Source organism: Pseudomonas sp. LFS074 (genome assembly GCF_047978165.1).
Taxonomy (GTDB): Bacteria; Pseudomonadota; Gammaproteobacteria; order Pseudomonadales; family Pseudomonadaceae; genus Aquipseudomonas; species Aquipseudomonas putida_P.
The window spans coordinates 1,115,700-1,139,473 of sequence record NZ_JBFPFV010000001.1 but is presented as its reverse complement, the minus strand read 5'-3'; the positions used below and the strand labels follow the sequence as shown (position 1 = coordinate 1,139,473).

20 protein-coding genes are annotated in these 23,774 nt (G+C 63.2%); 7 read left to right on the top strand and 13 right to left on the bottom strand.

What is annotated here, in order from left to right; translation table 11 throughout:
- Positions 1–13: 13 nt before the first annotated feature.
- Positions 14–727, bottom strand: coding sequence for a 6-phosphogluconolactonase (gene pgl, locus ACNQP3_RS05225; protein ID WP_060494479.1), 714 nt, complete (start codon positions 725–727; stop codon positions 14–16).
- On the bottom strand, positions 714–2,183 hold the full coding sequence (gene zwf / locus ACNQP3_RS05220; RefSeq protein ID WP_012270714.1) for a glucose-6-phosphate dehydrogenase: 1,470 nt from the start codon (positions 2,181–2,183) through the stop codon (positions 714–716). Before zwf ends, pgl begins: the two co-directional genes overlap by 14 nt.
- A 211-nt stretch (positions 2,184–2,394) precedes the next feature.
- Here zwf and hexR point away from each other — a divergent pair, with 211 nt between their 5' ends.
- Complete coding sequence (gene hexR / locus ACNQP3_RS05215; protein ID WP_169725179.1) at positions 2,395–3,258, top strand: DNA-binding transcriptional regulator HexR; 864 nt, start codon at positions 2,395–2,397, stop codon at positions 3,256–3,258.
- Here the strand turns inward: hexR and ACNQP3_RS05210 are convergent.
- The 10 genes from ACNQP3_RS05210 to edd all read right to left on the bottom strand — a co-directional run bounded on the left by ACNQP3_RS05210 (position 3,251) and on the right by edd (position 15,237).
- Positions 3,251–4,105 carry a D-hexose-6-phosphate mutarotase gene (locus tag ACNQP3_RS05210; protein WP_264316857.1) on the bottom strand — a complete coding sequence of 285 codons (855 nt, stop codon included), beginning with the start codon at positions 4,103–4,105 and terminating at the stop codon, positions 3,251–3,253. The two genes, hexR and ACNQP3_RS05210, sit on opposite strands and share 8 nt — an antisense overlap.
- A gap of 117 nt (positions 4,106–4,222) precedes the next feature.
- Positions 4,223–5,566 (bottom strand): carbohydrate porin, encoded by a 1,344-nt coding sequence (locus ACNQP3_RS05205; RefSeq protein ID WP_012270711.1) that lies wholly within the window; start codon positions 5,564–5,566, stop codon positions 4,223–4,225.
- A 41-nt stretch (positions 5,567–5,607) separates the two neighbouring features.
- The gene (locus ACNQP3_RS05200) at positions 5,608–6,762 is read right to left on the bottom strand and encodes an ABC transporter ATP-binding protein (RefSeq protein ID WP_060515672.1); all 1,155 of its coding nucleotides are present in this window, start codon (positions 6,760–6,762) and stop codon (positions 5,608–5,610) included.
- 3 nt (positions 6,763–6,765) lie between these two features.
- Positions 6,766–7,611 carry a carbohydrate ABC transporter permease gene (locus tag ACNQP3_RS05195; protein WP_012270709.1) on the bottom strand — a complete coding sequence of 282 codons (846 nt, stop codon included), beginning with the start codon at positions 7,609–7,611 and terminating at the stop codon, positions 6,766–6,768.
- The gene (locus tag ACNQP3_RS05190) at positions 7,604–8,512 is read right to left on the bottom strand and encodes a carbohydrate ABC transporter permease (protein WP_012270708.1); all 909 of its coding nucleotides are present in this window, start codon (positions 8,510–8,512) and stop codon (positions 7,604–7,606) included. The genes ACNQP3_RS05195 and ACNQP3_RS05190 overlap by 8 nt, the downstream gene beginning before the upstream one ends.
- A 181-nt stretch (positions 8,513–8,693) precedes the next feature.
- Positions 8,694–9,980 carry an ABC transporter substrate-binding protein gene (locus ACNQP3_RS05185; RefSeq protein ID WP_012270707.1) on the bottom strand — a complete coding sequence of 429 codons (1,287 nt, stop codon included), beginning with the start codon at positions 9,978–9,980 and terminating at the stop codon, positions 8,694–8,696.
- Between the two features lie 145 nt (positions 9,981–10,125).
- The gene (locus ACNQP3_RS05180; protein ID WP_060493424.1) at positions 10,126–11,580 is read right to left on the bottom strand and encodes an ATP-binding protein; all 1,455 of its coding nucleotides are present in this window, start codon (positions 11,578–11,580) and stop codon (positions 10,126–10,128) included.
- Positions 11,561–12,286, bottom strand: coding sequence for a two-component system response regulator GltR (gltR, locus tag ACNQP3_RS05175; RefSeq protein WP_012270705.1), 726 nt, complete (start codon positions 12,284–12,286; stop codon positions 11,561–11,563). The genes ACNQP3_RS05180 and gltR overlap by 20 nt, the downstream gene beginning before the upstream one ends.
- Positions 12,287–12,451: 165 nt before the next feature.
- Entirely contained in the window at positions 12,452–13,414 is a 963-nt protein-coding gene (locus tag ACNQP3_RS05170; RefSeq protein ID WP_264316856.1) for a glucokinase, read from the bottom strand.
- Positions 13,411–15,237, bottom strand: a complete 1,827-nt coding sequence (gene edd / locus ACNQP3_RS05165) for a phosphogluconate dehydratase (protein ID WP_012270703.1) — start codon at positions 15,235–15,237, stop codon at positions 13,411–13,413. Before edd ends, ACNQP3_RS05170 begins: the two co-directional genes overlap by 4 nt.
- A gap of 264 nt (positions 15,238–15,501) precedes the next feature.
- Here edd and gap point away from each other — a divergent pair, with 264 nt between their 5' ends.
- The 6 genes from gap to ACNQP3_RS05135 all read left to right on the top strand — a co-directional run bounded on the left by gap (position 15,502) and on the right by ACNQP3_RS05135 (position 22,230).
- Positions 15,502–16,503: a type I glyceraldehyde-3-phosphate dehydrogenase gene (gap, locus tag ACNQP3_RS05160; RefSeq protein WP_264316855.1), complete on the top strand. Its 1,002-nt coding sequence runs from the start codon at positions 15,502–15,504 to the stop codon at positions 16,501–16,503.
- Positions 16,504–16,749: 246 nt separating this feature from the next.
- Complete coding sequence (locus tag ACNQP3_RS05155; protein WP_012270701.1) at positions 16,750–17,262, top strand: RNA polymerase sigma factor; 513 nt, start codon at positions 16,750–16,752, stop codon at positions 17,260–17,262.
- 87 nt (positions 17,263–17,349) lie between these two features.
- Positions 17,350–18,312 carry a FecR family protein gene (locus ACNQP3_RS05150; protein ID WP_012270700.1) on the top strand — a complete coding sequence of 321 codons (963 nt, stop codon included), beginning with the start codon at positions 17,350–17,352 and terminating at the stop codon, positions 18,310–18,312.
- 126 nt (positions 18,313–18,438) lie between these two features.
- Positions 18,439–21,027, top strand: coding sequence for a TonB-dependent receptor (locus ACNQP3_RS05145; protein ID WP_012270699.1), 2,589 nt, complete (start codon positions 18,439–18,441; stop codon positions 21,025–21,027).
- A gap of 141 nt (positions 21,028–21,168) precedes the next feature.
- Positions 21,169–21,762, top strand: a complete 594-nt coding sequence (locus ACNQP3_RS05140) for a biliverdin-producing heme oxygenase (RefSeq protein ID WP_264316854.1) — start codon at positions 21,169–21,171, stop codon at positions 21,760–21,762.
- Positions 21,763–21,816: 54 nt separating this feature from the next.
- Positions 21,817–22,230: a YbaN family protein gene (locus ACNQP3_RS05135; RefSeq protein WP_012270697.1), complete on the top strand. Its 414-nt coding sequence runs from the start codon at positions 21,817–21,819 to the stop codon at positions 22,228–22,230.
- Here the strand turns inward: ACNQP3_RS05135 and arcD are convergent.
- Positions 22,210–23,637, bottom strand: coding sequence for an arginine-ornithine antiporter (arcD, locus tag ACNQP3_RS05130; protein WP_012270696.1), 1,428 nt, complete (start codon positions 23,635–23,637; stop codon positions 22,210–22,212). The genes ACNQP3_RS05135 and arcD overlap by 21 nt on opposite strands.
- Between the last annotated feature and the right edge of the window lie 137 nt (positions 23,638–23,774).

Below are 23,774 nucleotides of genomic sequence, written 5' to 3'. Positions count from 1 at the left end.
GTGGATCCTTGGCTCATGGGCACCAGTAGATGTCCAGGGGGTCGTGAAGAAAAGCGCGAATCGGCATTTCAGTAAGGTCGTTGCCAGCCAGCGCGGCGCGCAGGGTAGCGAGTTTGCCCTGGCCTTGCACGGACAGCGCGATAAAGCCAGCACTGGCCAGCAGCGAGCGGGTCATCGACAGGCGCTGGTGCGGCACGCTCGGCGCCAGCAAGGGCAGGCAGCGGCGCGGGCTGGCCAAGTCCAGGCCTGCCTCCAGGTTGGGGCTGGCCGGAAACAGCGAGGCGGTATGGCCATCGTCACCCATGCCCAGCACCAGCACGTCGATTGGCGGTAGCGCGACCAAGCCCTGGTCGGCCTTGAGCGCAGCGGCATCGAGGTTTTCCGCCTGCTGGTACAGGCCAACGAAGCGGGCCTTGGCCGCCGCGCCCTTCAACAGGTGGCGGGCCAACAGGCCAGCATTGCTGTCAGCATGCTCCACCGGTACCCAGCGCTCGTCGGCCAGGCTGACGGTGACCTTGGCCCAGTCCAGGTTTTCGCTGGCCAGGTTCTCCAGGAACGGCACCGGGCTGCGGCCACCGGACAGCACCACGCAGGCTTGGCCCTTGGCGGCAATGGCCGCGCGCAGCCGTTCGGCCACGTCGTGCGCCAGGGTTGCAGCCAGTGCCTTGGCGTCCGCCAGGCTATGTGCCTTCACGGCCGCTGGCAGTTTCAGTTCAGATATCCCCATACCACGCCCTCCCATCGCGTGTGATCAGTGCAATCGAGCTCATCGGCCCCCAGGAGCCCGCAGCGTAAGGCTTGGGCGCATCGCCCGCATTACGCCAGCCGGCGATCAACTGGTCGCACCATTTCCAGGCATACTCGATTTCGTCCTTGCGCACGAACAGGTTCTGGTTGCCGCGCATCACTTCGAGCAAAAGCCGCTCGTAGGCATCCGGAATTCTTGCGCTGCGCCAGGTGTCGGAAAAATTCAATTGCAAAGGGCCACTGCGCAGTTGCATGCCCTTGTCCAGGCCTTGCTCCTTGGTCATCACCCGTAAAGAAATGCCTTCGTCCGGTTGCAGGCGGATGATCAGCTTGTTACCGATCTGCAAACGCTGCTCCGGGGCGAAGATGTAGTGCGGCGTTTCCTTGAAGTGGATGACGATCTGCGACAGCTTCTGCGGCATGCGCTTGCCGGTACGCAGGTAGAACGGCACACCCGACCAGCGCCAGTTGCGGATGTCGGCGCGCAGGGCAACGAACGTTTCGGTGTCGCTCTGGGCGTTGGCGTTGTCTTCTTCCAGGTAACCAGGCACCGGTTTGCCTTCGCTGTAGCCGGCAATGTACTGGCCGCGCACCACACGGGTGCTCAGGCCGTCGCCGGTGATCGGTGCCAGGGCCTTGAGCACTTTCACCTTTTCGTCGCGAATGGCATCGGCGGACAGCTCGCTGGGCGGGTCCATGGCGATCAGGCACAGCAGCTGCAGCAGGTGGTTCTGAATCATGTCGCGCAGCTGGCCGGCCTTGTCGAAATAACCCCAACGGCCTTCGATACCGACCTTTTCCGCGACGGTTATCTCCACGTGGGAGATGGAATTCTGGTTCCACTGGGTTTCGAACAGGCTGTTGGCGAAGCGCAGGGCAATGAGGTTTTGCACGGTCTCTTTGCCCAGGTAATGGTCGATGCGGTAGACCCGGTTTTCAGGGAAGAAGCGCGCCACGGCATCGTTGACCCGGCGCGACGACTCAAGGTCGTGGCCGATGGGCTTTTCCAGTACCACGCGCGTGCGCGGGGCCAACCCGACCTTGTCGAGGTTTTCGCAAATGGCCCCGTACACCACTGCCGCGGTGGCGAAGTAAGCGATCAACGGCTGCTCGCCGGGCAGTTGCTCGGCCAGGGCCTGGTAGCCCTCGGGCTGAAGGAAGTCCAGGTGCTGATAGCTCAGCCGGGCAAGGAAGCGCCCCAGCGAAGCAGGCTCGATATCGGCTTCGGGCACATGCCGGCGCAAGTGCGCCTCGATGGTGTCCAGATGCACCTGCGCACTGCCGGCCTCGCGGGCCAAGGCCAGCAGGCGGGTGTCCGGATGCAGCAAGTTGGCCCGGTCGAGCTGGTAGAGCGCAGGAAACAGCTTGCGCAATGCCAGGTCGCCGAGGGCGCCAAACAGGGCAAAGGTGCAAGGTTCGACACTGATCGCAGCCATGATGTTGGTTCTTTCCTAAAGTTGGTCTAGGAATACCGCTTTCACATACGGTTTTCAAGGGATAATGTAGTAAAAACCACAACATTACACACAAGTGTTACAGACAAGTGGTACGCCAACCGCACCGACAGTACGATAGACGACCGTGCAAAAAGCCTGCTGCTTGCGCAGCCGGCTGTCTTCCCGACCCAAGGACACACCCATGGACCGCGTGCGAAACCTCCTGGAACAGATCCAGGGACGCCTCGACGAGCTGAACAAGGCCGAACGCAAAGTCGCCGAAGTCATCTTGCTCAACCCGCAACAAGCCACTCGTTTCAGCATCGCTGCTCTGGCCCAGGCGGCCAAGGTCAGCGAACCGACCGTCAACCGCTTCTGCCGCTCGTTTGGCGTCAGCGGCTACCCGGAACTCAAGCTGCAACTGGCGCAGAGCCTGGCCAGCGGCGCCGCCTATGTCAGCCGCGCGGTAGAAGCCGACGATGACCCGGCAGCCTACACCCAGAAGATCTTCGCCAGTGCCATCGCCTCGCTCGACGGCGCTTGCCAGCAACTGGACCCGCAGCAGGTCAGCCGTGCGGTGGACATGATGATCCAGGCCCGACAGATCCACTTCTTCGGCCTAGGCGCCTCGGCCCCGGTGGCCCTGGATGCGCAGCACAAGTTCTTCCGCTTCAACCTGGCGGTGTCAGCCCATGCCGACGTGCTGATGCAGCGCATGCTGGCCTCGGTGGCGCACACCGGCGACCTGTTCGTGATCATTTCCTACACCGGGCGCACCCGCGAACTGGTCGAAGTGGCGCGCCTGGCACGCGAAAACGGCGCCTCGGTGCTGGGCCTGACCGCCGCAGGCTCGCCACTGGCCAATGCCTGCAGCCTGAGCCTGCACATCCCACTGCCGGAAGACACCGACATCTACATGCCGATGACCTCGCGGATCATCCAGCTGACCGTGCTCGATGTGCTGGCCACCGGCATGACCCTGCGCCGCGGCGTGGACTTCCAGCCGCACCTGCGCAAGATCAAGGAAAGCCTCAACGCCAGCCGCTACCCGATCGAGGACGACGAACTCAACTGAGCCGGTGCGCCTGCAAGCGCAAGTGCGCACGCTGGCCCGGCGCCAGGCTCAGGCCCTCGCCGCTGCCGCTGGCGGCCTCGACACAAACGAAACGCTGGCTCTCGCGCCCACTCACGCCCATCAGCGGGCGGTTGCCGGGGTGCCAGACCACGGTGTCGTCGCTGTCACCCGTGTCGATGCACAGCTCGCGCTGCCACGCCGGGTCCTGCAGCTGCACCCGAGGCGTGCTCGGGTAGACCTTCTGGCAGCCGCCCTTGAGCTTCAGCGCACCCTCCTCACGGCAGGCCTGGCGGTTGAGGCGGTCGTAGCCTTCGATATCCTCTAGCCCAGACAGCGCTATCTCGGACACGTCACTGATGCGCCAATAGGCCAGCAGCGCATGGCTCAACTGGCACGGTTCGCTGTCTTGATGCTCGGTGCTCAGGCTCAGTTCCATGCGGCTGCCCAGGCGAGCATGCAGGTCGACCTGCCAGTCGCACAGGTCCAGCCGCCATTTCAGGCTCACGCCATCCTCGTCCTCGCGGCTGTCCACCAGCTTCCAATCCAGCAGGCGTGCCCAACCGTGGGCCGGCCACAGGTCTTCGCTGGGGTGGCGGCCATACCACGGCCAGCACACCGGCACCCCACCCCGAATCGCCCCTACCTGCGGCCACTGCTCGGCGCACCACAGCCACGGCCGCTCACCGGCCGGTTGAAAGTGCAGCAACTGCGCACCCTGGCGGCTGAATACCGCCTGGCAACGGGGATGATCGATGATCAGCACATCGCGCTGCTGGTAACGCTCCCACTCGAATGTCGGCCTTGGCCGCTGCGAGGAAAAGAAGCGATGGAGCGGATGTTCGGGCATGGTTCAGAGCTCTTGTTGTTTGAGATAGCGCTGTCTCGGCCTATTCCCGACAACCACTGCAGGCCAGTGGGTGCCGGGAACCGAAAATGGATTGGCGTAAATTTACAACAAATGCCCTCAGAATGACGACTGAATCTTCAAACCTGCGACCAGCGCGTTGTCCACCTGGTCTACCCCGCCGGGGCTTTTGATGTACTGCAGGTTGGGCCGCACGGTGAGCCAGTTGGTGACGTGGAAGCCGTAATAGAGCTCGGCGTTGTACTCGGTGCGTTGCAGCGGCACGAAGCCTGGGTTGTCGTAATCGTTGATGCCACTCTGGGCGTTCAGCAGTTCAGCGCGCTTTTTCACGTCGTCATTTACATGAATACGCGCCACGCCAAAGCCGATGTCATCCTTGGGCCGGGCGTCGAAGGCGCCTTTGTAGACCAGCCCCACCTGCTGGTAGTTGTCGACCACGTTGGTGGCCTTGTCGTGCACGGTGAAGTTGGCGAACAGGCTCAGGCCACGGTTGACGTCGCCACCGTGAGCGGTGACTTGCTGCTGCGCCACCACCCACCAGCCGTGCTTGCTGGAATGCGACTTGAAGGCCTCGCCGCTGAGCGCCTGCGGGTTGCCGTTGACGTCGTCAAACACATCGTCGGCCTTGGCCGTGCTGTAGTAGTAGCCCAGGCGGTACTCACCAGGCAGGCCGTTGACCTTGGGTGACCACACCGCTTCCACCGGCAAGATCGCCCCCTTGGTACCACTGCCGCTGAGCTTGAAGCCGTTGCCGGTTTCCAGGTTGGAAGGGTTCTGCTCGAAAGCGCCGACCTGCACGAAGAATTCCGGGGTGATGTTGTATTTCACCCGCAGCGCCCACTGGCTGACCGGCCAGTTGTACCAGATGCCGCCGACCCAGTTGCCCACCTGCGAGCCACAGAAGGCCAGGTTCTGGAAATCGCAAGGGAAGCTGTTGAAGTCCTCGCCCTCGCCGAAGCGGCCGAATTTGACGTCCAGTGCGCCGTCGAAGTACTTCTGCTTGACCCACATCTGCGTCAAGCGCCAAGTCTGACCACGGCCCCACACCTCCTGCACCGAGCTGAACTGCCCAGCGCGTGGGTCGCTGATGCGGTCATTGGACAGGTTGCGGCCGCTGCGCTCGGTGATCGCCAGCTTGAACTCGGCATCGTGCCAGCCAAGTATTTTCTGCAAGTCCAGGTGCGCGCCGAGGGCGAACTGGTCGCTGTAGCGGGCGGTCTTGTCGTCGTTGTAGCCGCCGTGCAGGTTGCCGGCTACCTCGCCGACATAGTCGAGGGTGAAGTCGTAGCCCTTTTCCAGCAGCTCGGTACGGGTGCCGCCCCAGTCGCCAGTCATCCATTTCGACTCACTGGAAAAAGCCTCGGCAGCCTGCACGCCGCCGCTGCCGACAACGGCGAGCAAGGCCAGCGAGCCCAATGTGCTGATGCGTTTGCGCTGTTCCATCCCTTTGCGTCCTCTTTTTTCTTATTGATGGTGTAGACGATTCAACGGCCTTTGAAGTGAGCCACGTTGTCCTTTGCGGTTGCCCCAGTGCTGGCCAGGTGCACGCGTTCGCCGCTTTCGGCGTCGAACAGCAGCACCCGAGCCGGGTCGAATTGCAGGTTCAGGGTGTCACCCACCCGGCACGCCACATCCGGCGCCAGGCGGCAGCACACCTTGGTCTGGTTGAGGGTGACGAACACCAGCAGGTCCGGCCCGGTGGGCTCGGTAACCTGCACCTCGGCGCGAATGCCCGGCAGGCCATTGCCCTCTGCGGTGCCCAGGGCGATCTGCTCAGGGCGGATACCCAGAATGATCTCGCGACCGTCCAGCTCGTCGGCAGCCAACCCCAACGGCAGCTCGCAACGTGCCTGGCCACTGTCGAGCAGCGCCAGCACGCGGCCATCCTGCTTGGCCAGGCGCACCGGTATGAAGTTCATTGGCGGCGAACCAATGAAGCTGGCGACGAACTGGTTGGCCGGGTCGTTGTAGATCTGCTGCGGGGTACCGAACTGCTGGATGATGCCGTCCTTCATCACCGCCACCTTGTCGCCCAGGGTCATGGCCTCGATCTGGTCATGGGTGACGTAGACGGTCGTGGTCTTCAGGCGCTGGTGCATCAGCTTCATTTCGGTGCGCATCTCGACCCGCAGCTTGGCGTCGAGGTTGGACAAAGGTTCATCGAACAGGTAGATCTTCGGCCGCCGCGCCAGCGCCCGCCCCATGGCCACACGCTGTTGCTGGCCACCGGACAACTGCGCCGGCTTGCGCGCCAGCAGGTGCTCGATCTGCAGCAGCTTGGCCACCCGCGCCACTTCCTCGTCGATGGCGGCCTGGGGCAGCTTGCGGATTTTCAGACCAAACTCGATGTTCTCGCGCACGCTCATGGTCGGGTACAGCGCATAGGACTGGAACACCATGGCGATGTCGCGGTCCTTGGGGCTCATGCCACTGACGTCCTGCTCGTCGATGAGGATCGCGCCACCGGTGATCTGCTCAAGGCCGGCGATGCAGTTCATCAAGGTGGACTTGCCGCAGCCCGAAGGGCCGACCAGGATCAGGAATTCGCCGTCCCTGATCGACAGCTGGATGTCCTTGAGGGTGTCCGGCAGGCCGCTGCCGTAAGTCTTGTTCACATTGCGAAGTTCGAGCGTTGCCATGGCTTACCCCTTGACCGCGCCGGCTGTCAGCCCGCGCACGAAATATTTGCCTGCCACCACGTAGACCAGCAGGGTTGGCAGGCCGGCGATCATCGCTGCCGCCATGTCCACGTTGTATTCCTTGGCCCCGGTGCTGGTGTTGACCAGGTTGTTCAGGGCCACGGTGATCGGTTGCGAGTCGCCACTGGAGAACACCACGCCGAACAGGAAGTCGTTCCAGATCTGGGTGAACTGCCAGATCAAGCAAACCATGATGATCGGCGTCGACATGGGCAGGATGATGCGGCGGAAGATGGTGAAGAACCCAGCACCGTCCAAGCGCGCGGCCTTGACCAGCGCATCGGGAATGCTCACGTAGAAGTTGCGAAAGAACAGCGTGGTGAAGGCCAGGCCGTAGACCACGTGCACCAACACCAGGCCGCTGGTGGTGCTGGCCAGGCCGAGCTTGCCGAGGGTGAACGAGGCGGGCAGCAGCACGGTCTGGAACGGCAGGAAGCAGCCGAACAGCAGCAGGCCGAAAAACAGCTGCGAGCCACGAAAACGCCACATCGACAGCACATAGCCGTTCAGCGCACCGATGATGGTGGAGATCAGCACCGCTGGCACGGTGATCATGATCGAATTCCAGAAGTAACCGCTGACCGTGCCCCAGGCCTTGACCCAGCCAATGCCGGTAATCACCGCGGGCCAACTCAGCAGGTTGCCGGTACTGATGTCTTCGGGGGTCTTGAAGCTGGTCAGCAGCATCACCACCAGCGGCACCAGGTACAGCACCACAGCGATCAGCAACACCGCGTGTATGGCAATGCGGCTCAGGCTGAGCGCTGGTTTGTCGACAGGGCTATGCATGGCGTTTGCTCCGCAGCTCCGAATACAGGTAAGGCACGAGGATCGCCAGGATCGCCCCGAGCATCAGGATGGCGCTGGCCGACCCCATGCCCATCTGGCCGCGGCTGAAGGTGAACGAGTACATGAACATCGCCGGCAGGTCGGACGAGTAACCCGGGCCACCGGCCGTCATTGCCGCCACCAAGTCGAAACTCTTGATGGCAATGTGCGAAAGGATCATCAGTGCACTGAAAAACACCGGGCGCAGGCTAGGCAGCACCACGGTCCAGTAGATGCGCGGCAGGCTGGCGCCATCCATTTGCGCTGCGCGGATGATCGACGGGTCGACCCCGCGCAGGCCGGCAAGGAACATCGCCATTATGAAGCCCGAGGCCTGCCACACGGCCGCAATCACCAGGCAGTACACCACCCGGTCAGGGTCGATCAGCCAGTCCAGGCGAAAGCCCTCCCAGCCCCAGTCGCGCAGTAGCTTGTCCAGGCCCATGCCGGGGTTGAGCAACCACTTCCAGGCGGTGCCAGTCACGATCATGGACAGTGCCATGGGGTACAGGTAAAGGGTGCGGATAAAACCCTCGCGGCGTATGCGCTGGTCCAGCAGCACCGCCAGCAGCACGCCGATAACCAAGCTGATGGCAATGAACAGGCCGCCAAACACCAGCAGGTTCTTGCTTGCCACCCACCAGCGGTCGTTGTCGAACAGCCGGGCGTATTGCGCAAGGCCTGCCCATTTGTAGGTGGGCAGGAAGGTCGAGGTGGTGAAGGACAGCACGAACGTCCAGAGGATGTAGCCGTAGAAGCCCACCAGGACGATGAACATGCTGGGCGCCAGCACCAGCTTGGGCAGCCAGCGCTGAAGCGCGTCCAGGGGCGAGGCCCGCAGTTGGGCGGTAGTTGTTGTCATGGTTCACCTCAAAGGCGCCGCACTCCCTGTAGGAGCGGCCTTGCGTCGCGATAGGGCTGCGCAGCAGCCCCAAAAGACTCACGGCCAACACCTACCTGGAAGATCGAGTGCGCAGTTTTGGGGCTGCTGTGCAGCCCTATCGCGACGCAAGGCCGCTCCTACAAAGGGAGATGGCGTCGCGTTACCGGGCAGCCTTGATCGCCGCCGCCAGCTTCTTCGCCGCATCGGCCGGATCGGCCTTGGGATCGTTGATGTAGTTGGTCACTACATCGAAGAACGCACCCTGCACGGCCAGCGTGGTGGCCATGTTGTGCGCCATGCTCGGCTGCAGGCCGCCATTCTTGGCATCGGCCAGGAAGTCACTGGCAGAGCGCTGCGCGCAAGCATCGAAGCCATACTTGGCCATGTCGGCCAGCATGTCGTTGCGCACCGGGATCGACCCTTTGTTGGTGCTGAAGACTTTCTGGAAGTCCTCACCCATCACCTTGCGGGCAATGTCCTGCTGGCCGGCAGAAGTGCCTGCGTTGTTCTGCTTGAACACCACCAGCGAATCGATGTTGTAGAGGAAGGCCTTGTCGGTACCCGGGAACGGCACGCACTGGTAGTCCTTGCCGGCGGTCTTCTTCGCCAAGGTCCATTCGCTCTTGGCCCAGTCGCCCATGATCTGCATGCCGGCCTTGCCGTTGATGACCTTGGCCGCCTCCAGGTTCCAGTCCTGGCCTTTGCCATCCGGGTCCATGTAGTTGGCGACCTTTTTCAGCTCGGCCAGCGCCTTGACCATGTCCGGGCCGGTCAGGGCCGCATTGTCGAGGTCGACCATGGCCTTTTTGTAACCCTGCGCGCCCATCACCGAGAGCACCACGCTTTCAAACACGGTGCTGTCCTGCCACGGTTGGCCGCCATGGGCGAGCGGGATGAAGCCAGCGGCCTTGAGCTTGTCGGCAGCGGCATAGAATTCATCGAGCGTGGCCGGCGCCTTGTCGATGCCGGCCTTCTTGAAGACTTCTGGGTTGATCCAGAGCCAGTTGGTACGGTGGATGTTTACCGGTACGGCAACATAGTCACCGTCATACTTCACGTTGTCAGCGACCTTCTTGTCGAGCAAGGTGTCCCACTGCTCTTGCTTGGCCACATCCTTGAGCACTTCGCCGTCGAGCAAACCGGTGGCCGCCCAGTCCTGGATATCTGGCCCTTTGATTTGTGCGACACCCGGCGGGTTGCCCGCTACGGCGCGGCTCTTGAGCACGGTCATGGCCGTGGCGCCGCCACCGCCGGCGACAGCGCCATCCTTCCACGTGAAGCCGTCTTTCTCGACCTGGGCCTTGAGCACATCGACGGCCGCCTTTTCACCACCGGAGGTCCACCAGTGCACCACCTCGACACTGCCTTTGGGTTCGGCAGCCTGGGCACTGAGCGGGAGTAAGGAAGCCAGGGAGATTGCGGCAGCGAGACGGAGCGTGGAATTCATCGAAACACCTTTCTTGTTGTTATGCCGTGCAAGTCGATCGCTTGCGTTGCATGGAGTCTAAACAGCACGCCCGCCGCGCCGGGTAACGAAGCGATGCATGAATGTCATCGTTTGGTTACATTGCCGGTACAGGTAACGCAGCGTTTCACTCCACGCCCCGTGGCAGGTACAACGTCACCCGCAACCCACCCTCTCGCAGATTCAGCAAACTCACCTCGCCCCCATGGCTGTGGGCGATATTGCGTGCAATCCCCAACCCCAGCCCATAGCCCTGCTGCTGCCCTGCCAGCCGGAAATGCGGCTCGAACACCTGCTCCAGCTGCTGCTGCGGTACGCCCGGCCCCTGGTCGTCCACCTGCAGCACAAAGCCCTCGGCACTGTCGATGATGCGCAGCCGCGCCCGCTCGCCATACTTGATGGCGTTGTCGATCAGGTTGCCGATGCAGCGTCGCAACGCCAGCGGCTTGCCTGGGTAAGGCGCCAGCGCCCGGCCGTCGACCGTGATACGGCCATCACGCAGATACGGCTCTGCCAGAATCTCCAGCACCTGATTGAGGTCGACCGGCTCTATGTTCTCGTGGATATCGGTGTCCTTAACGCACTGCAAGGCGCCTTTGACCAGCAGCTCCAGTTCGTCCAGGTCCTGGCTGAACTTGGCCTGCAGGCGCTCGTCCTCCAGCAGTTCGACACGCAGGCGCAGGCGGGTGATCGGCGTGCGCAAGTCATGGGAGATGGCGCTGAACAGCTGGCTGCGTTCGGTCAGGTAGCGGCTGATGCGCTCACGCATGCTGTTGAATGCCCGGCTAACCTCGACCACTTCGCTACCCCCGCCTTCCGCCACCGGCGCCACATCGGCGCCCAGCGACATCTCCCGTGCGGCCCGCGCCAGGCGCTTGAGCGGCCAGCTCTGCCAGTGCACCAGCAGGCCGATGAACAACAACAGCAAGGCCGTGGTGAGTACGATGAAACCGATCTGCTGCCGTGGCAGGCGCTCGGCCTCCAGGCTGGTATAGGGTTCAGGCAGCAGCGAAGCGATGTACAGCCACTCACCCTCGCCCAGGCGAATCTGCGTCACCAGCACCGGCGGGTTGAGCGGCTCCAGGGTCAACGAGTAATGCGCCCAAGAACGTGGCAGCTCGTCTAGCTTAAGGCCGCTGTTGAAGATACGCAGGTCGTCGGGGGCGACGAACTCCACGGAAATGTCCATCTGCGACCCTAGGCGCTCGTGCAGCACCTGCTGGAACACATCGATCACCGCCTGCTTACGTGGGGTAATGGGCAATACCGGCATGTCCAGCGGCTTGGCGTTGAGCGACACGAAAAAGCGCGTGCCACCCATGCTGCGCAACTGGTCGAGCACCATCGGCCGATAGGCCACCGGCAGCGAGCGGAAGTAACTGACACTGGCGCTCATCGAGTGGGCCAGGCTGCTGGCACTGGCGCGCAGGCCCTGCAACTGGCTGGCCCGCAGTTGGGCAACCCAGATGATGCTCGACAGGCCCTGGGCCAGCAGCACAACCAACAAGGTCAGCAGCAGCATACGCCCCAGCAATGAGCGCGGCAGCAGGCGCCAGCGCCGCTCAGGGCGCACTGCAGACATGCGCCGCCAACAGGTAGCCACTGCCGCGTACCGTGCGGATCAGCCGGGGTGGCTTGTCGGTATCACGCAGACGCTGGCGCAAGCGGCTGACCGCCATGTCGACGATGCGGTCCAGCGGCATCGGCTCGCGACCACGGGTGGCGTTGCCGATGGTGTCGCGGTCGAGAATCTGCTGCGGATGGTCGAGAAACAGCTTGAGCAGGGCAAAGTCGGCGCCAGAAAGAATCACCTCTTCACCGTCGTGATGGAACAGGCGGTGGCTGACCGTGTCCAGGCGCCAGTCATCGAAGGCCAGCACCGCACTGCCCGGCGCCGCCTGGCCGAATTCGGCGCGACGCAGCAGGGCCTTGATTCGCGCTTGCAGTTCACGGGGGCTGAACGGTTTGCCCAGGTAGTCGTCGGCGCCCAGTTCCAGGCCAATGACCCGGTCGGCCTCGTCGGAGCTGGCGGTGAGCATGATGATCGGCACGCGCGCCTGGCGCGGGTGCTGGCGTACCCAGCGGCACAGGCTGAAGCCGTCTTCGTCGGGCAGCATGACATCGAGGATGACCAGGTCGCAGGGCGTGCTTTCCAGCGCACGGCGAAAGCCTTTGCCGTCGGCTTCGGCATGCACCTGAAAGCCGGAGCGACTCAGGTAGGTTTGCAGCAGTTCGCGGATTTCCTGGTCGTCGTCGACCATCAGGATCGATTTGCCGGCAGTGCTCAAGGTGGTCCTTCCTCTTGTTGTTTGCAGATCTTTTGCCTGCTGTTGGGTGTTGCCTTCTGGGGCTGCTTTGCAGCCCATCGCGACACAAGGCCGCTCCTACACACTGCGCGATCCCTGTAGGAGCGGCCTTGCGTCGCGATGGGCCGCGCAGCGGCCCCCTTACGCCTAGCTATGACCCAAAGCCTGCTGCAAGGCCACCCCGGCTCCCAGCAACCCGGAAAACTCGGCCGTCACCAGCCACACCGGCACGCCAGCAAAATAACCACTCATACAACCCTTGTCGGCAAAACTGGCGGCAAACCCGCTACGCAGGAACAACTCGGCGAAGCGCGGAATCACGCCGCCGACGATATAGACCCCACCTCGCGCGCCCAGCGTCAGCACATTGTTACCCGCCACGCGCCCAAGAAACCGGCAGAACTGCTCGACCACCGCCAGCGCTCGAGGCTCGCCGCCCAGTGCGGCATCGGTGACCTGCGCCGGGGTCTTGTGCCTGGGGGTGTCGCCGTCCAGTGCGCAGATCGCCTGGTACAACCGCACCAGGCCACCCCCACTAAGCACGGTCTCGGCGCTGACATGGCCAATCTGCCCATGGATGTGTTGGTGGATCGCCGCTTCGCGGGCATTGCCCACCGGCAGGTCAACATGCCCGCCTTCACCTGGCAGGGCTTGCCAGTGCTGCTCACCAAGGCGCAGCAGCGAGCCCACACCCAGGCCTGTCCCTGGCCCGATCACCAGCGCCGGCCGCGAAGGGTCGGCCTGGCCGGGGCACACTTCGCGGAACTCCTCTTCGCGCAGGCGAGTCATGCCCAGCGCCATGGCAGTGAAATCGTTGATCAGCAACAGCTGATCGACCTGCAAGGTCTTGCAGAAGGCGGTGCGGCTCAGACGCCAATGGTTGTTGGTGAAGCGGAATTCATCGCCATCAACCGGCCCAGCTACCGCCAGGCATACCGCCGCCAATCCACCGCGGGCGATGCCCTGGCCTTCGAGGTAAGCCTCGATGGCCTGCTCCGGGCTGGTGTAGTCTGCAGTGGCGAAAACCTTCACATCATGTAGCTGGTTGTCACGCCACAACGCAAAACGGGCATTGGTGCCGCCGATGTCGCCAACCAGCAGGTCTTTCATTTGAGGTTCTCCAGGGCCGAAGTGAACGCACTCGCGCCCTGCTCTGCCGGGCTGAACGCCATGCGCATGAAGCCGAACAGCTCGCGCCCGCAACCCAGGTCATTGCCCTGGGGCGCCGGCGGCAGATCGCGGCTGGCCAACTCTTCGGCCGAGACCATGACCCGCAAGGTACCTTCGACACCATCGACCCGCACGATATCACCATCGCGCACACGCGCCAGCGGGCCGCCGTCGTAAGCCTCGGGGCAAACGTGGATAGCCGCCGGGATCTTGCCCGAGGCACCCGACATACGCCCGTCTGTAACCAGCGCTACCTTGTAGCCACGGTCCTGCAGCACACCGAGGAATGGCGTTAGCTTGTGCAGCTCTGGCATGCCGTTGCAACGTGGCCCCTGGAAGCGCACCACGGCGACAAAGTCACGCTCAAGCTCACCGGCCTTGAACGCATCGGCCAGCGACTGCTGGTCCTGGAACACCCGCGCCGGGGCCTCGACCACCTGATGTTCGGCGGCGACGGCGGACACTTTCATCACGCCACGGCCCAGGTTGCCCTCCATCACCCGCAGGCCGCCTTCGGCGGAGAACGGCCGCGCCACCGGGCGCAGGATGCTCTCGTCCAGGCTCTGCTGCGGCCCTTCGCGCCACACCAGCTTGCCGTTGTCGAGGAACGGTTCCTGGGTGTAGCGACGCAAGCCGTGGCCGGCCACGGTATTGACATCCTCGTGCAGCAGCCCGGCGTCGAGCAGCTCGCGGATCAGGAAGGCCATGCCACCAGCCGCCTGGAAGTGGTTGATGTCGGCCTTGCCGTTGGGGTAGACGTGCGACAGGGTCGGCACCACTTCGGAAAGGTCGGCCATGTCCTGCCAGGTCAGCTGGATACCCGCAGCCTGGGCAATCGCTGGAATGTGCAGGGTGTGGTTGGTCGAGCCGCCGGTAGCGTGCAGGGCGACGATGGAGTTGACCAACGCTTTTTCGTCGACGATTTCACCCAGCGGCATGAAGCTGCCACTGGCCTTGGTCATGCGTGTCACCTGCTGCGCAGCCTCGGCGGTGAGTGCGTCGCGCAGCGGTGTGTACGGGTTGACGAACGAAGCGCCCGGCAGGTGCAGGCCCATTACCTCCATCACTAGTTGGTTGGTATTGGCGGTGCCGTAGAAGGTGCAGGTGCCTGGGCTGTGGTAGGAATTCATCTCCGACTCCAGCAGTTCCTCACGGCTGGCCTTGCCTTCGGCATAGCGCTGGCGCACGTCGGCCTTCTGCTTGTTGGAAATGCCGGACACCATTGGCCCACCCGGTACGAAAATGGTCGGCAAGTGGCCGAAACGCAGCGCGCCCATCATCAGGCCAGGAACGATCTTGTCGCATATGCCCAGCATCAGCGCGGCGTCGAACATGTTGTGCGACAGCGCGACAGCCGTGGACATGGCGATCACTTCGCGGCTGGCGATGGCCAGTTCCATGCCCGGCTCGCCTTGGGTCACACCGTCGCACATGGCCGGCACGCCACCTGCGAACTGGCCGACCGAGCCGACCTCACGCAGGGCCTGCTTGATTTGCTCGGGGAAATGCAGGTACGGCTGGTGGGCGGACAACATGTCGTTGTAGGCCGAGACGATAGCCACGTTGGCCGCGTTCATCAGGCGCAGCGTGTGCTTGTCTTCGCTGCCGCAACCGGCCACGCCGTGGGCGAAGTTGGCGCACTGCAGGCTGGCACGCATGGGGCCTTCACTGGCCGCGCCGCGAATCAGCTGCAGGTAACGTTCGCGGGTGGCACGGCTGCGTTCGACCAGCCGCTGGGTGACCTCAAGGATGCGCGGATGCATGTACTGGACTCCAGGCTAATTGTAAGGGCGGTTTACCGGGCATTTCCCCTCCAAACGATTGCGGCCTAGGCTCAAGGTGAGGAGCCCGCTGCATCGGTGGAGGCACGTCGCCCAACCACTCGTTGTATGTTTAAACAAAATACTGCCACTAAAAAGGCTTGTTTTCTATCGGCCAGTGAATAATCTTGTAATTCCAACAACAAAACCGTTTCAGTGAAGCTCCTTTGTGCCACAGGTTTCACTCGGACTGCCAGAGGTACTGCCATGACCCTTCGCATCGCCATCAATGGATTCGGCCGCATCGGGCGCAACGTCCTGCGCGCACTGTATACCCAAGGCTACCGCCAGGACCTGCAGGTCGTCGCCATCAACGACCTGGGCGACAGCGCCATGAATGCCCACCTGCTCAAGTACGACAGTGTGCACGGCACCTTCGACGCCAGTGTCGAGGCCGACCACGAGAGCCTGACGGTCAATGGTGACCGTATCGCGGTCAGTGCCATCCGCAACCCGGGCGAGCTGCCCTGGAAGGCCGAGGCGATCGACGTGGTGTTCGAGTGCACCGGGCTATTCACCGACCGCGCCAAGGCCGCTGCACACCTGGCCGCCGGGGCGGGCAAGGTGATTGTCTCGGCACCCGCCAAGGGTGCCGATGCCACCGTGGTGTACGGGGTCAACCACGACATCCTGCGGGCCTCGCACCAGGTCATTTCCAATGCCTCCTGCACCACCAACTGCCTGGCGCCGATCGCCCAGGTGCTGCACCGCGAGTTCGGCATCGAACAAGGCCTGATGACCACCATTCACGCCTACACCAATGACCAGGTGCTGACCGACATGTACCACAGCGACCCATATCGCGCGCGTTCGGCCACCCAGTCGATGATCCCGAGCAAGACTGGCGCCGCCGAGGCCGTCGGCCTGGTGCTGCCAGAGCTGGCCGGCAAGTTGACCGGCATGGCGGTGCGGGTACCGGTCATCAACGTGTCGCTGGTGGACCTCACCGTCAACCTCAAGCGCGAGGCCACCGCCGAGCAGGTCAACCAGCTGTTCCTTGAAGCCAGCAAGCATTCCAAGGTATTGGGCTACAACGCCTTGCCATTGGTTTCCTGCGATTTCAACCACAACCCGCTGTCGTCCATTTTCGATGCCAACCATACCCGGGCCAATGGGCGCATGCTCAAGGTGCTGGCCTGGTATGACAACGAGTGGGGGTTCAGCAACCGGATGCTGGATAACTGCTTGGCGTTGTGCAGCGCCCGCTAAGATTTGACACACGCCCTGTAGGAGCGGCCTTGTGTCGCGATGGGCCGCAAAGCGGCCCCGACAATTGGTGCTGGAGCCGAGACTTCGGGGCTGCTGCGCAGCCCATCGCGACACAAGGCCGCTCCTACAAGGGACCGCGCAGCGACGGAGCTCTCACAATCTTTACCTTTTCCTAACATTTCACCACTTGACCTACGACACAGATGATAAGCATTATCATTAACCTTTCGTCGACCAGGTTTCCCCGTGAGTCAGTCCCGGTTCAACTCCGTCTTCCTCGTCCAGCGCCTTACCCTGCTGCGTACCCTGCAGCGCATGGTCGGCAACCCCAGCACGGCCGAAGACCTGCTGCAGGAAACCTACCTGCGGGTATCCCGCGCCCTGGGCGAGCGGCCCATCGAGCACATCGAGCCGTTCGTGTTCCAGACCGCGCGCAACCTGGCGCTGGACCACCTGCGCGCACGCCGGGTGCAGGCGCGCATGCTGGTCGACGATGTGCCCGACGAAGTGCTGCACAGCGTGGCCGCCCCCGCCACCAGCAGCGAGGATGCCGCCCATGCCGAGCAGTTGCTCAAGCACCTGAGCATCAGCCTCAATCAGCTAAGCGAGCGCCAGCAACGCATTTTCATCCTCAGCCGCCTGCATGGCGCCACCTACCTGGAAATTGCCGAACAACTGAGTGTTTCGCCCAGCACGGTACAAAAGGAATTGAAACTGATCATGGCGATCTGCATGGGTGTTGCCGAGCGCCTCAAGTGAGCTGAGCGCAGGCGAACGGCAACGCAAAGCCCTTGCCACACCCCGCCTTAGCCTTGATCATTCGCAAAAACCATTCAAGGATTCACCGTGACCGACAGCCCTGCCCCTCGCCCGTCACCTGCCGGGCCCAGTGCCCGTGCTCGTGCCATGGACGAGGCGCTGGACTGGCTGGTACGCCTGCAATGCGCAGATGCCGCAGACACCCAGGCCTTTGAAGCCTGGCTGAGCGCCGCGCCGGAGAACGCCGAGGCCTATGTCGAGGCAGAGGCATTGTGGAACGGTACGCCGTTGCACCAGGCGGCCACGCAGATGCACCAGCAGCAACGCCGCTCATGGCGTGGGCGCCTGCGCAGCCACTGGAAACCCCTGGCCACCGCCGCGGTGCTGCTGGTGGGGCTGTTCACCGTCGGTAACCTGCCCATGCGCCTGCAGGCGGATCACCTGACCGTGGTGGGCGAGCGCCAGCGCCTGCAACTGGACGACGGCGCAAAAGTGCTGCTCAACACCAATTCGGCCTTTGCCAACGACCGTCGGGACGGCCGCCAGGTCGCCCGCCTGTTACAAGGCGAGGCGTACTTCCAGGTACCGGAGGGCGCGCTGTTGCCGCTGGAGGTGCAGGCAGGGCCTGTGCGCGCCCAGGTGCGCGACACCGATTTTGCCGTGCGCTACCTCGACGGCGAGGCCCAGGTGCGGGTGCAACGCGGCGATGTCGACCTGCAAGGCGCACGTGACCAGCGTATCCGCCTGAGTGCCGGCGACAGCATCAGCGTCGGCCCGCAAGGCTTTGGCCAGCGCCAGCGCCCCGACATGCAAAAGGACCTGGCCTGGATCGATGGCCGCCTGGTGTTCGAGAACTGCCCTTTGAGCCAGGTGCTGGCCGAAGTGCGGCGTTACTACCCAGGCTGGATCATCAACCGCAATGCACAGCTGGAAGACGTTGCCGTCACCGGAAACTACCGCCTCGACCAGCCGCTGGAAACCCTGCGCGCGCTGGCCCACATCACCTCGGCACAGCTGCATGAGTACCCGGCGCTGGTCATTCTGAACTGACCCTGAAATTATTTTTACGCGGTCGTGCTACCCCGCTCGTCTCGTTATAGCCAATGCAACTGATTCTTGTTTGAAAACGAGAACAGTCATCACCTATAACAGTCCGCGCGTCTGGGAGCGCTTCCGATGTCCACTGGTCCTACCCGCTCGTCCACCCTTCCCCGCCGTACAGGGCAACTGTCCCTATTGACCCTGGCCCTGCTTGCCAGCGGTGCCTGCAGCCTCCCGGCGCTGGCCGCCGAGCCGGCCCAGGCCAGCAGCCCGCGCATGGGCGACTATCGCTTCAGCATCGGCCAGCAGCCCCTGGTGTCGGCGATCAACGCCTTCAGCCAGGTCACCGGCTGGCAGGTCGGCTTCAGCGCCGAGCTGGCCGACGGCGTGGCCTCGCCTGGGGTACAGGGTTCGCTGCCGCCAGATGCCGCACTCAAGCGCCTGCTGCATGGAACGGGCCTGAGCTTTCGCAAGATCAGCAACGGCAACGTGGTTCTTGAGCGCCAGACCGTCGGTAACGTGATCGCTTTGCAGCAGGTGACCGTCAGCGCCACCCGCAGCGCCCAGGACGTCAGCCAGGTGCCGAGCACGGTCAGCGTGCAGACCCGCGAGCAACTGGACCGGCAAAACGTCAACAACATCCAGGACCTGGTGCGTTACGAGCCGGGTGTGTCGGTGGCAGGTACCGGCCAACGCAGCGGCCTGAACGGCTACAACATCCGAGGTATCGACGGCGAGCGGATCCTCACCCAGGTTGACGGCGTGTCGATCCCGGACAGCTTCTTCTATGGCCCCTATGCCCAGACCCAACGCAACTACGTCGACCCAGAAATCGTCAAGCGCGTGGAAATCCTCCGCGGCCCGGCCTCGGTGCTGTACGGCAGCAACGCCATCGGCGGCGCGGTCAGCTACTTCACCCTCGACCCGGACGACATCATCAAGCCTGGCAAAGACGTGGGTGCACGCCTGAAAACCGGTTACAGCTCGGCTGACGAAAGCTGGCTGACCTCCGCCACCGTCGCCGGCCGCGAGGGTGATTTCGATGGCCTGCTGCACCTGAGCCAGCGCAACGGCCACGAGACTGAAACCCACGGCAGCCACAGCGGTGCCGGCCTGTCGCGCACCGAAGCCAATCCAATGGATGTGCGCACCACCAACGTGCTGGCCAAGCTGGGCTGGAACTACGCCGATGACGCGCGCCTGGGCTTCACCTACGAACGCTACAAGGATGACCGCGACCAGAACATCCTCAGCGCGGTGGGCGGGCCGTTCATTCCGGGCTTTGGCGGCATGGGCTACTACAAGGCGCGCAATGGCAACGACACCATCACCCGCGAGCGCTTTGGCATCAACCATGAGTTCGGCCTGGATTCGCTGGTCGCCGACCACGTCAAGTGGAGCCTGAACTACCAGATCGCCAAGACCGACCAGCACACCGAAGAAGTCTACGCACCGCCTGGCCGCCAGGTGCTGCGTACCCGCGACACCACCTACAAGGACCGCCAGTGGGTGTTCGACGCCCAGCTGGACAAGGCCTTCAGCATCGGCGCCACCGACCATCTGCTGACCTATGGCACCACGATCAAGCACGAGAAAATCACCGGGTCCCGCAGCGGCACCGGCACCTGCCTGACCGTGGGCTCCGGTTGCTCCGCCGCTGGCGCCGAACGCCCGGCAGACGGCCAGGTTCTGGTCAGCGACTTCCCGGACCCGACCGTAAACACCTACAGCCTGTTCGTGCAGGATGAAATCCGCTGGAACAACTGGACCTTCATGCCCGGTGCGCGCTACGACTACACGCGCATGGAACCCAAGTTCACCGACGAATTCCTGCGCGGCCTGGAGTCCACCGGCACGGCACCCACCTCCCAGGACGACTCGGACAAGAAGTGGCACCGTGTGTCGCCCAAGCTCGGCGTGACCTACGCCTTCAACGACAACTACACCTGGTATGGCCAGTACGCCGAAGGCTTCCGCACCCCGACCGCCAAGGCCATGTACGGAAAATTCGTCAACCTTGAGGAAGGTTACCGCGTAGAAGGCAACCCCGGCCTGGAACCGGAAAAGAGCAAAAGCTACGAAACCGGCCTGCGTGGCAACTTCGACGCGGGTAACTTCGACGTGGCGGTGTTCTACAACAAGTACCGCGACTTCATCGACGAAGACGCCGTGCAAAGCGCCAACCTGGAACAGACCTTCCAGGCCAACAACATCAAGCACGCCACCATCAAGGGTGCCGAGGTCAAGGGCCGCCTGAACCTGGACCACTTCGGCGCACCGCAGGGCCTCTATACCCAGGGCTCGATTGCCTACACCTATGGTCGTAACGATGACACCGGTGAACCGCTGAACAGCGTCAACCCGCTGAAGGGCGTATTCGGCCTGGGTTACGAGCAGCAGAACTACGGCGGCCTGCTGAGCTGGACACTGGTCAAGCGCAAGACCCGTGTCGACGACTCCAGCTTCTACTCCCCCGACGGTTCGAGCTCGAAGTTCCGCACCCCGGGCTACGGCGTGCTGGACCTGACCGGCTTCTACAAGGTTACCGACGACGTGACCATCAACGCCGGCCTGTACAACCTCACCGACAAGAAATACTGGCAGTGGGATTCGGTACGCAGCTACGACGGCCAGGGTGAGGCAGCTGTGACCCAGCCAGCCAACATCGACCGCTTGACCATGCCAGGGCGCAACTTCGGTATCAATGTGGTTTGGGATATCTGATCCCTCACGCCTGTACCGGCCTCTTCGCGGGTAAACCCGCGAAGAGGCCGGTACAGGCAACACAAATACTGGCTTTTTTTACTGTCACGCCCCCGCTGTTTCGTCTTGTATCTAGACGCCCCTTTTTCCAAGGACTGCCCCATGACCGAACGCCCAGCCCTGCGCTCCCAGCGCCTGAACCAGATCACCCACGCCCCGCACGCCGAGCTGGATGCCCTGGTCAAATCCCACGCGCCCTTCGACAGCCGCGAAAGCTTCGCCCGTTTTGTCGTTGCCCAGTACCTGTTCCAATCCGAGCTGCAGGCGCTGTACAACGACCCACAACTGATCGCCATCGTCCCCGACCTGGCCGAGCGCTGCCGCGCAGACCAGGCCCGTCTCGACCTCGCTGACCTCGACACCGAAGTGCCGGCCGCCGTGCCAGGTGCCGTGGGCAACCCAAGCCTGGGCGAGGCAATGGGCTGGATCTTCGTCTCCGAAGGCTCCAAACTGGGCGCTGCGTTTCTGATCAAGCGTGCCGTGGCCCTGGAACTGTCCGACAGCTTCGGTGCCCGCCACTTGGGCGAGCCAGCCGGTGGCCGTGCCGAAGGCTGGAAGCAGTTCACCCGCATCCTTGATGGGCTGGAACTCTCGGCCGAAGAGGAAGCCGCTGCCGAGCGCGGCGCGGTTGCCGCTTTCGAGCGTTTCACCGAGCTGCTCAAGCACGCCTATGCCGCGGATGCCGCGCTGGTTTGATACGCCGTAGCCGGCCACCCCTCCGGTGGCCGAACCGTTTTATGCAGTGAGAACATGACCCAACCAGCCCGCTCGAAACTCGCCCGCCTGTTGTATGGAATCCTGGCTTACGTGAGCCTCGGGGTGGGCCTGGTCGCCATCGTGATTCCCGGCTTGCCGACCACCGAGTTCATCCTGCTGGCCGCCTGGGCCGCCACGCGCAGCTCACCGCGCCTTTCGGCCTGGCTGGAGAACCACCGGTTGTTCGGGCCGATCCTGTACAACTGGCGCAACGGCAAGGTGATCCAGCGCCGGGCCAAGGTCAGCGCGACCCTCAGCATGCTGCTGTGCGCCGGGCTGATGCTGACCTTCCTTGAACACCACTGGCCAGTGTTCCTGGCTATCGCCGGCATGACCCTGGGCAACCTGTGGATCTGGTCGCGCCCGGAGCACGCCTGCCCCGCCCCATCACAAGCTCAGCAGCCCTGAATACAAGGCGTAGGCCGCCAGCGCAGCGCCCACCAGCACAGCGGCGAAAATCAGCTTTTCCCAGCTAGTGAACAGGGTCTGGCCTTGCTCATGCTTGGCCCTGGCGAACAGGATCACACCTGGGGCGTACAGCAGCGCCGACAGCAACAGGTACTTGAGCCCGCCCGCATACAGCAGCCACACGGCATACAGCAAGGCAACCAGCGCCACCAGCAAGTCCTTGCGCCGCAACCCCGGCTGCCCGGCATAGGTTTCTGCGCGCACCGCCAGCAGCACGGCATAGGCCGCCGACCACAGGTAGGGCACCAGGATCATCGACGAGGCCAGGTAGATGAGGCTGGTGTACGTACCGGCCGAGAACAGCGTAATCAGCAGGAACCCCTGGATCATGCAGTTGGTCAGCCAAAGGGCGTTGGCTGGCACATGGTTGGCGTTTTCCTTGGCTAGAAAGCGCGGCATGGTCTTGTCCCGCGCCGTGGCAAACAGGATCTCGGCACACAGCAGCGCCCACGAAAGCAAGGCGCCGAGCAGCGAGACCGCCAAGCCAAGGCTGATCAGCAAGGCGCCCCAGGGGCCGACAATATGCTCCAGCACCGAGGCCAGCGAGGGGTTCTGCAGCCCGGCCAACTCCGGCTGGGTCATCACCCCCAGCGACAACACGTTGACCAGCACCAGCAGCGCCAGTACACCGAGAAAGCCGATGACCGTGGCCTTACCCACGTCAGAACGACGCTCGGCGCGCCCGGAATACACGCTGGCGCCCTCGATGCCGATGAATACGAACACGGTCACCAGCATCATGTTGCGCACCTGCTCCAGCACGCTGCCGAACTGCGGGTTGCTGAGGCCCCAGATATCCCGGGTGAAGATATCGGCGCGGAAGGCGAATGCCGCGATCACTACAAAGATCAACAGCGGCACCACCTTGGCTACCGTGGTCACCTGGTTGATGAACGCGGCTTCCTTGATGCCTCGCAGCACCAGGAAATGCACAGACCACAGCAACAGCGAGGCGCAGCCGATGGCAATGGGCGTGTTGCCTTCACCGAAAACGGGAAAGTAGAAGCCCAGGGTGCTGAACAGCAGTACGAAATAACCAACGTTACCCAGCCAGGCACTGATCCAGTAGCCCCAGGCCGAGGAAAAGCCCATGTACTCGCCGAAACCGGCCTTGGCATAAGCGTACACCCCTGAGTCCAGCTCGGGCTTGCGGTTGGCCAAGGTCTGGAACACGAAGGCCAGGGCCAGCATGCCAACCGCGGTGATCCCCCAGCCGATCAACACAGCCCCCACATCGGCGCGCGCGGCCATGTTCTGCGGCAGCGAGAAGATCCCGCCACCGATCATCGAGCCGACCACCAGCGCGATCAGCGCGCCCAGGCGCAGCTTCTGTCCCGGTTCGCTCATGAGCCTCCCTTTTTTCAAGCCCTGTCATGCATTTGTAACCGCTTTGCGGGCCATATAAATGTTGTTACTTATACTGTAGACGCGGGTTAAACCTATAGCACTAATAACTGCTTTGTCTATGCAGCCCTTCTCTCAAA